Origin of the sequence: Kitasatospora sp. CB01950, from assembly GCF_001905465.1 — a bacterium.
Taxonomy (GTDB): Bacteria; Actinomycetota; Actinomycetes; order Streptomycetales; family Streptomycetaceae; genus Kitasatospora.
The window spans coordinates 863958-872619 of the sequence record NZ_LISX01000002.1 but is presented as its reverse complement, the minus strand read 5'-3'; the positions used below and the strand labels follow the sequence as shown (position 1 = coordinate 872619).

The following is an 8662-nucleotide window of genomic DNA, read 5'->3' as shown; positions in this document are numbered from 1 at the left end:
GGGGGGGGGGGGGGTGGTGGGGGGGGGGGGGCGGTTGGGGGAGGCTGCGGGTGGGGTGGTGACGGCTTGGGGGGCGGCCGTGGGGGAGGTGGTGGAGGCGCACGGGGGGATCTTTCGGGGGCTGGTGCGGGGGCAGTTGGAGGGGATACCGGTCGAGCAGTTGAAGGAGGTGACGGAGGGGCGGCTGCAGACCGGGGTCCTGGCGGGGGCGGGGTACCGGACGGTCGCGCAGGTGTGTGGGGCGAGTGCGCAGGAGTTGGTGCGGATTCCGGGGATCGGGGGGTCGACGGCGCAGCAACTGGTGGGTGCGGCGCGGCAGATCGCGGAGGCGGTGGAGCGCAGCACGGCGGTGCGGATCGACCCGGCGCGGCCGGACGAGGCGAGCACCGCGCTGCTGGTCGCGTTGCACCGGCTGGTGCTCGCGGGGCCGGGGGCGCGGCGGGCTGTCGGGGAGGCGGAGGAGATCGAGCGGCGGCTGGCGGCGCCGATGGCGGCGGCCCGGCCGGCGACGGGGTGGGTGCGGGGGCTGGTGGCGGGGGCCGAGCGGAGGGAGGCGGCGCGCCGGGCGGTGGAGGTGCTGGAGAAGCAGGTGGCGGCGGCGGAGGCCGACGGGGTGCCGTTGCGGCTGGCGCAGGCGGGGGCGGACCTGTTGCGGCCGGGCGCGGGGGAGGTGGAGGTCCGGGTCGAGTTCGAGCACCGGGCGGCGGAGTTCTACGCGGAGTTGGCGCTGCTCGCGGACGAGGGCCTGCTCACGGGCGTGGACCGGGGCGGGCCGGGCGCGGCGGAGGGCCATCTGCCGGACGAGCTGGCCGAGTCGGTGCGGGCCGAGCGGTTGGACGACCGCGGGTGCACCGTCTCGTTGCGCGGTTACCAGGCGTTCGGGGCGAGGTTCGCGCTGGCCCGGAAGCGGGTGATGATCGGCGACGAGATGGGGCTCGGGAAGACCGTGCAGGCGCTGGCCGTGCTGGCGCATCTGGCGGCGGCGGGGGAGCGGCACTTCCTGGTGGTGTGTCCGGCGTCGGTGCTGGTCAACTGGCAGCGGGAGACGGGGAGTCGGACGACGCTGGCGGCGTACCGGTACCACGGCCAGGAGCGGGAGGCGGCGCGGGCGCAGTGGCTGGCGGGCGGCGGGGTGCTGGTCGCGACGTACGAGTCGTTGCGGACGCTGGCCGAGGACCCGGTGGCCGCGCTGGTGGTGGACGAGGCGCACTTCGTGAAGAATCCGGCCGCGCAGCGCACCCGGCTGGTGGCGGAGTGGGCGGCGCGGACGGAGCGGGTGCTGTTCCTGACGGGCACGCCGATGGAGAACCGGGTGGAGGAGTTCCGTACCCTGATCGGCCATCTTCAGCCGGATCTGCTGAGCGAGCTGCCCGCCGGTCCGGGCGTGGCCGGGTCGGTCGCGTTCCGCCGGGCGGTCGCGCCGGCGTACCTGCGGCGCAACCAGCAGGACGTGCTGACCGAACTGCCGGACGTGGTGCGGGTGGACGAGTGGGGCGAGCTGTCGGGGCCGGACCGGGCCGCGTACGCCGCGGCCGTCGCGGAGGGCAACTTCATGGCGATGCGGCGCGCCGCGTATGCCGAGCCCGCGCACTCGGCGAAGCTGCGGCGGCTGCGCGAGCTGGTCGCGGAGGCGGCCGAGAGCGGGCACAAGGTGGTGGTGTTCTCGTACTTCCGGGAGGTGCTGGCCACCGTCCGGGAGGCGCTGGGCGAGGCGGTGCGGGGCACGGTCTCCGGGGCGCTGCCGGCGGAGGTGCGGCAGGAGCTGGTGGACGCGTTCAGCGCGGTGGACGGCCATGCGGTGCTGCTGTGCCAGATCCAGGCGGGCGGGTTGGGCCTCAACCTGCAGGCCGCGAACGTGGTGGTGCTGTGCGAGCCGCAGGTGAAGCCGACGCTGGAGGACCAGGCGGTGGCCCGGGCCCAGCGGATGGGTCAGATCCGGCGGGTCCGGGTGCACCGGCTGCTGGCCACCGACAGTCTGGATCGCGGCCTGGTGGAGCTGCTGCGCGGCAAGGCCGAGCTGTTCGACCGTTACGCGCGCCGCAGCGACCTGGCGGAGTCGGCCCCCGAGGCGGTGGACGTTTCCGACCGCGCGCTCGCCGTCCGGATCGTCGAGGACGAGCAACTGCGGCTGGCCGGAGCCGAGTAGGAGTCACAGGCGGACCAGCATCTTGCCGGTGTTGGCGCCGGTGAGCACGCCGAGGAAGGCGTCGACGGTGCGGTCGAAGCCGTCCAGCACGGTCTCGGGGGAGATCACCCGGCCGGAGCGCAGGTGCGGGCCGAGCAGGTCGTACAGCTCCTCCTGGGCGTCCATGTGGTGGCGGACCAGGAAGCCTTCCAGCCGGATGCTGCGGCCGACCAGTTCGAACAGGTTGTGCGGGGCGGCGGGCGGTTCGGTGAGGTACTGGCCGATCGCGCCGCACCAGGCGATCCGGCCGAAGTCGCGCATCGAGCCGATTGCGGCGGCCAGGTGGTCGCCGCCGACGTTGTCCAGGTAGACGTCGATGCCGTCGGGGGCGGCGGCGGTCAGCAGGTCGGCGACCGGTCCGTCGTGGTAGTCGAACGCGGCGTCGAAGCCGAGCTGTTCGGTGAGGAAGGCGGTCTTCGCGGGGGAGCCGGCCGAGCCGATCACCCGGCGGGCGCCGAGCAGCCGGGCCAGCTGTCCGGCGGCGGTGCCGACGCCGCCGGCGGCCGCCGAGACGAACAGGTCCTCGCCGGGGGCGAGCTTCGCGATCCGGGTCAGGCCGACGTACGCGGACAGGCCGGTGCCGCCGAGCACGCCCAGGTACGCGCTGAGGCCGACGCCGGGCAGGTCGGGCAGCACGCGGACGTCCTCGCGCCGCACCACGGCGTGGGTGCGCCAGCCCCGGCGGTGGACCACCGCCGTGCCGACCGGCAGCGCGGCGCTGCGGGACTCCACCACGCGGCCCACCGTCCGGCCCTCCATCGGGGCGTTCAGCTCGTTGCCGCCCTCGGCGTCCTCCATCATGCCGAGCATGTACGGGTCCACGGACAGGTAGGCGTTCTCCACCAGCGCGCTGCCCTCGGCGAGCGGCGGCAGCTCGTCGTCCACGAACGCGAACTGATCGGCGGTGGGCAGCCCGGTCGGACGGGCGGTCAGGTGGACGGCGCGGGCGTGGCGGGTGACGGTGCGGGACACGGTGAACACTCCGGTGGAAGCAGGGGGTTGACGAGGGGAAACGCTAGGGCGGGCGGAACGGCCTTGGCAGGGGCGCGCGTTGATGGCAGCCCGCGATCCATGAGCGGCGTTCATGCCTGGGTGCCCCCCAACGAAACCGGGCCGCTGTTCGTGTGGACGGGTGAGAGCCGAGGAGAGGGGGGAATGTGGCCGAATGGGCGGATCAGCTCACCGAGTTGGTGGCGTCCCGGGGAGCGGAACTGCAGCGTTACGGGTTCCTGCTGACCGGGGACCGCGCCGAGGCGGCCGACCTGGTCCAGGAGGCGCTGGTGCGGGTCTTCACCCGCCCGCGCCGCGCCTGGCGACTCGGGGAGATCGAGGGATACGTCCGCCGCACCATGCTCAACCGCTACCTGGACCTGTACCGGCGGCGGGCGCGCTACCGCGAGCTGGTGCCGCGGTTGGCCGAGAGCCCGGTCGGCCCGGACGACAGCGACCGGCTCGCGGACCGGCACCAACTGCTGGACGCGCTCGGCGCGTTGTCGCCGTCCCAGCGGGCCTGCGTGGTGCTCCGGTACTACGAGGACCTGCCGGTGGCGGCGGTGGCGGAGCGGCTCGGCCGCCGCGAAGGAACGGTCAAACGACACCTCAGCGACGCGCTGGCCCGGCTGGGCGTCGCGCTGGCGGACGTCCGGGCAGGGACCGAGGAAGGGGCAACACCATGAATCACGACGAACTCCGCGACGCACTACCGGAGTTGGCGGAGCTGGCCGGACCGGCGCAGCTCGACGTCGAAGGGATCGCGCGGGCGGTCCGCCGCCGCAGGACGCGCTCGGCGCTGGCCGCCGGGGCCGTCCTGGCGGTGGCCGCCGGGGTGGCGGCCACCGCCGCCGTCCTGCCGACCGGGCCGGCGGCCGTCGGGGCGGCCGGGCCCGGGGAGGGCAGTGAGCCGACTGTCATCGGCGTCCCGGCCGGCGCCTACACCTGCGGGCGGCCGCTACCGGACAAGCAGGCCTCGACAACGGTCAACGGCATCACGCTGTCGGTGAGTTCGGTCCGGAGGACGGGCGACGGGACCGGGCCGGCCGTCGACGTCGCGTACCGCGCGGACCGGTCGGTAGACGGGGTCGGCGTCCCGCCGGAGTATCTGGAGACGGTCTATCTGAAGGACGGCGTCGTCGTCGGCGGCGGGCCGCTGCTGAACCGGCCCGGCGACACGGAGGCGCAGGGCGTCGACGCGCTCGGACACCCGGTCCGCCTGGAGGCGGGCGTCCCGAAGGTCGAGCCGCTGGGCGGGCGGAACACCCTGTGCCCGTCGCTGACCTGGCAGCAGGTGTGGGCGGAGCCGGAGCGCTACGAGGTGGTGGTGCGGACCGCCGTCCCGTTCGAGCCCGGAGCGCCGGGCGGCGTCACCACGCGCCTGCTGGAGGCCCGTTCGCCGCTGGCACGCTGAACCGGGCCCGCTCGGCCGGATTCCGTCGGATCGCCCCGGGGCCCGGGGAGGGGCGATCCGGCGGCGTGCGCCCGGCAGGACCCGCGTGCGCCCGACAAGACCGGCCGGACAGGCCCTAAGCTGCGAAGGTGGCGGACGATCTTCTCCCGCAGGAGTTGCGGGTGCTGGTGGCGGTGGCCGACAGCGGCGGGTTCACGGCGGCGGCGGTCCGGCTCGGGCTGACGCAGTCGGCGGTGTCGCACGCGGTGCGCGGGTGCGAACGCAAGCTGGGGGCGGTGCTGTTCGAGCGCGGGCGGCGGGGCGCGGCGCCGACGGCGGCCGGGGAGCGGGTGGTGGGGCACGCCCGGCGGATCCTGCGGCTGCTGGCCGCGCTGCCCGGGGAGGCCCGGCAGGGGGAGCCGGGCGGGCCGCGCGGGCCGGTGCGGATCGTCGCGTTCCGCAGCGCGGCGGGCCGGGTGCTGCCTGCGGTGCTGGCCCGACTGGCCGTGAACCACCCGGAGTTGGAGCCGCAGGTGCGGGTGATCCGGGACCTCGGGCGGGGCACCGCCGGCGAGGTCGCCGACGGCCGCGCCGACCTCGCGCTGGCCACCCTGGGCGCGGCGATCCCGCCCGGGCTGGTCTCCGCGCCGCTGTACCGGGAGGGCTACGCGCTCGCCCACCAGCAGGGCCACCCGGACCCGCGCAGCCTGCCGCTGGTCGACTGGGACGAGAACTGCGGCTCCTACACGGCCGATTGGTGGCGGCGGCAGGACTGGATCCCGTCCGCGACCATCAACGTCTCGGACGACACCGTGGTGCTCTCGCTCGCCGCGCAGGGACTCGGCATGGCGATCATGCCGATGCTCACCCTGGACCGGTTGCCCGACGGCCTCGCCGTCACCGACCTCGGCCCGGAGCGCCCGTACCGGCAGGTCGGCTACGTCACCACCCCCGAACTGGCCCGCACCGCCGCCGTCCGGGCCGTGGTGCGGGAACTGCGTGCCGCCCCGCTGCCCGAGGGCGCGGGCCCGGCGGGCGAGGCGGGCGAGGGGGTGTCCCGCCGCCCGTAGCGGGGGCGCCCGGCCCGGGAGAGAGGTGGGCCGGGTGGGCGGCGGGACATGGAGTGACGAACCCCGCCCATGAGTCTGCGCGGCGGCGCTCACGTTCCACTAACGTCCCGCTGACGTGCGGGAACGGCCGCCGAATGTGGTTGACTTGACGGGTAGTCGAAGGACGGGGGAGGGTGGCCGGGGCGGGACGCCGGGCGGCCCGGAAGGCGACGGGGGTGACCCATGCGAGCGCTCGCCGAGGTGCGGGACGACCCGCTGGCGGACGACGGACTGCTGCTGCGCAGGCCGCGGCCCGCGGACGCGCCCCTGGTGCTGCGCGGCACCCACGACCCGCTGGTGCGCGAATTCCTCCAGGCCGTCATCCCGCACCGGGACGAGGCCGCCGCCGAACGCTGGCTCACCGAGATCCCCCCGATGCTCTGGCAGACCGGCCGGGCCGCCTACTTCACCCTGGAGGCGGCGGGAGAGGCCGTCGGCTGGGGCGAGTTGGTGAACCTCGACCCGGAACAGGACAGCGCGGAGATCGCGGTCTGGCTGCTCCCCGAACACCGCCGGCTGCGCACCGCGAAGAGCGCGATGCGCCTGGTCTGCCGGTTCGGGTTCGAACGGATCGGCCTGCGCCGGATCGACGCCTTCGCCGCCGCCGACAACATGCCCAGCCAGCTGACGGGCGCCGCGATCGGCTTCCGTCGGGCCGGATACCGCCCCGCGCTGTTCCGCAGTTCCCGCACCCAGCGGCTGCACGACGCCGTGTACGCGACGCTCGTACCGGAAGACCTCTGTTGACCCACGGGGCAGTGAACACCAGCAACTGCCCGCAGCTGAACCAGGAGTGACGACATGTCAGAAAGCAGCCTCCGGTTGGAGGACAGCGCGCTCGGCGAGCTGCTGATCACCGCCGACGGGTTCCGCGCCACCCGCGCCGGGCAGCAGCGCACCGGCCGGGTCGACGCCGCGCTGATCGTCCGCGTGCTGCGGGAGCTCGGCGAGGCCCCCGCGCCGGTCGCCGACGCCGCCGCCGCCCCGGCCGTCGGCCGCCGGCTCACCGTCACCGGCCTGAACGGCCGCGAGGACCGGCAGTGGACGGACGGCACCACCGTGCCGGTGCCCGCCGCCGTCGCCCCGTTCGCGACCCTGCTGGCCCAGGTGTTCGGCGAGCCCGGCGAGGCCGCCGCACTGCCCGGCGCCGTCGCCCTCGGCCACCCGGCCGCGCAGGCCGCCCGCAGCGCCGCCGCCGTCGGCACCGTCGCCGGCCGCGCCGCGTACGCGCTGGTCGAGGAGGACGGCTCGTTCGGCCTGACCGCGCTCGACGACGCCGCCTCGCTCGGCGGCTCCGACGCCGACGCCGGCCTCGCCCCGTCCGCCGTCGCCCTCGGCGAGGCCGACGGGCGCTCGCTGTTCGCCGTCGGCGGCACCGACGGCTCCGTGCAGGTCTGGGACGCCACCACCGGCCAGGTCGTGCACGGCTCCACCGGCGGCGAGGGCGCCCAGGCGGTCGCCGCGCTGATCTGCCGGGACATCCCGGTGGCGTTCTCGGCCGGCCAGGGCGGCGACCTGCGGGCCGTCCGCGCCGACGACGGCCGGGTCCTCGGCAACCTGCCCACCGGCGGCCACGGCGCGACCGTGCTGCGCGCCGCGCACTGCGCCGGCCTCGACCTGCTGGCCGCGGCCGCCGCCGACGGCACCGTCCGGGTCTGGGACGCCGCCACCGGCGAACAGCTGCACCTGCTGGTCGGCCACCGCGGCGAGGTCCGCACCATGGCCGTCCTCACCATCGAGGACCAGGCCGTGCTGGCCACCGCCGGCCACGACCGCCAGGTCCGGATCTGGGACCTCGCCACCGGCCAGTCCGTCGCCGAACTCACCGGCCACACCGGCACCGTCACCGGCCTCGCCTTCACCACCGTCGACGAGCGCCCCGTGCTCGCCTCCTGCGCCCTCGACGGCACCGTCCGCACCTGGGACGTGTACGACGGCCGCGCCCTGCACGGCTGGCCCGCCGGCGGTTGGCTGACCGCGCTGGCCGCCGGGGACGGCGTCCTGTACACCGGCGACGAGACCGGCCTGATCACCGCCTGGGACGCCGCCACCGGCGCCGCCCGCAGCTACGGCGCCCCGCCCGGCCGCCCCGGCACCCCGCTGACCGCGCTCGCCCTCGGCGCCCCGCACGGCCGGCCCGTCCTGGTCGCCGGGTTCGGCGACGGCGCCCTCGTCGTCTGGGACGCCCCCACCGGCAGCCAGCTGCTCGAACTGCCCGCCGACGGCGGCCCCGTGCACAGCCTCGACCTGACCGACGGCGGCCCCGACGGCCCGCTGCTGGTCTGCGGCACCACCGCCGGCGCCGTCCGCAGCCACCGCCTCGCCGACGGCACCGCCCACCCGCTGCCCGTCCCGCACGCCGGCCCCGTCACCGGACTCGCCTTCACCGCCGGCGACCAGCCGCTGCTGGCCTCCGCCGGCCGCGACGGCATGATCGCCGTCCGCTCCGCCGCCACCGGCGACAACAGCCGCCGCTTCGCCACCGGCCACGGCCCGATCACCGCGCTCGCCGCCCTCGTCACCGGCGGACAGCCGATCCTCGCCACCGCCGGCGAGGACCTCAAGGTGCGGATGTGGCACGCCGGCAGCGGCGCCGCCGGACCGGTCTGCGAAGGCCTCGCCCGGCCCGCCGAGGTGCTCTCCTTCGCCGAGATCGGCGGCCGCCCCGTACTGATCGCCGGCTCCGCCGACGGCACCGTGCTGGTCTGGGACGTCCAGAACGGCAGCCGCACCGCCGAACTGGCCGGCGGCGGCGCGGCCGTCCGGGCCGTCGTGGGCCGCGAGTTCGACGGCGAGGCGCTGCTCGCCGCGGGCGACGCCGCCGGCACCCTGCGGCTGTGGCACCTCGGCTCCGCCACCCTCCTCAACGAGGCCGCCGTCGACGGGACCCCGCTGGCCATCGAACTCGACGAGACCGGCGTACGCATCGTCACCCCGGGCGGGGCGGTCACGCTCTGACCTCCCGTGAGACCGGGGCTGGCTGTC

The 8662-nt window shown here is 76.1% G+C and carries 7 protein-coding genes; 6 read left to right on the top strand and 1 reads right to left on the bottom strand.

The genetic code is table 11. From position 1 onward, the window contains the following. Positions 1 to 13 precede the first annotated feature (13 nt). The gene (locus AMK19_RS08580) at positions 14 to 2146 is read left to right on the top strand and encodes a DEAD/DEAH box helicase (RefSeq protein ID WP_083646575.1); all 2133 of its coding nucleotides are present in this window, start codon (positions 14 to 16) and stop codon (positions 2144 to 2146) included. A gap of 3 nt (positions 2147 to 2149) precedes the next feature. Here the strand turns inward: AMK19_RS08580 and AMK19_RS08575 are convergent, their stop codons facing one another. Continuing rightward, positions 2150 to 3157, bottom strand: coding sequence for an NADP-dependent oxidoreductase (locus AMK19_RS08575; RefSeq protein WP_073809466.1), 1008 nt, complete (start codon positions 3155 to 3157; stop codon positions 2150 to 2152). Between the two features lie 185 nt (positions 3158 to 3342). On the opposite strand from AMK19_RS08575, the gene AMK19_RS08570 reads away from it, so the two are divergent. The 5 genes from AMK19_RS08570 to AMK19_RS37970 all read left to right on the top strand — a co-directional run bounded on the left by AMK19_RS08570 (position 3343) and on the right by AMK19_RS37970 (position 8635). After that, positions 3343 to 3861 carry a sigma-70 family RNA polymerase sigma factor gene (locus AMK19_RS08570; RefSeq protein ID WP_073809463.1) on the top strand — a complete coding sequence of 173 codons (519 nt, stop codon included), beginning with the start codon at positions 3343 to 3345 and terminating at the stop codon, positions 3859 to 3861. Further along, entirely contained in the window at positions 3858 to 4589 is a 732-nt protein-coding gene (locus AMK19_RS08565; RefSeq protein ID WP_073809461.1) for a hypothetical protein, read from the top strand. The genes AMK19_RS08570 and AMK19_RS08565 overlap by 4 nt, the downstream gene beginning before the upstream one ends. 128 nt (positions 4590 to 4717) lie before the next feature. Further along, on the top strand, positions 4718 to 5638 hold the full coding sequence (locus AMK19_RS08560) for a LysR family transcriptional regulator (RefSeq protein ID WP_073809459.1): 921 nt from the start codon (positions 4718 to 4720) through the stop codon (positions 5636 to 5638). Between the two features lie 222 nt (positions 5639 to 5860). Next, on the top strand, positions 5861 to 6424 hold the full coding sequence (locus AMK19_RS08555; RefSeq protein WP_073809457.1) for a GNAT family N-acetyltransferase: 564 nt from the start codon (positions 5861 to 5863) through the stop codon (positions 6422 to 6424). A gap of 54 nt (positions 6425 to 6478) precedes the next feature. Then, positions 6479 to 8635: a PQQ-binding-like beta-propeller repeat protein gene (locus tag AMK19_RS37970; protein ID WP_143200097.1), complete on the top strand. Its 2157-nt coding sequence runs from the start codon at positions 6479 to 6481 to the stop codon at positions 8633 to 8635. Positions 8636 to 8662: the final 27 nt, after the last annotated feature.

What these genes read in the sequence shown, in the direction of transcription:
- AMK19_RS08555 (WP_073809457.1), top strand. Translation starts at nt 5,861, where the DNA reads ATGCGAGCGCTCGCCGAGGTGCGGGACGACCCGCTGGCGGACGACGGA.
- AMK19_RS37970 (WP_143200097.1), top strand. Translation starts at nt 6,479, where the DNA reads ATGTCAGAAAGCAGCCTCCGGTTGGAGGACAGCGCGCTCGGCGAGCTG.
- AMK19_RS08565 (WP_073809461.1), top strand. Translation starts at nt 3,858, where the DNA reads ATGAATCACGACGAACTCCGCGACGCACTACCGGAGTTGGCGGAGCTG.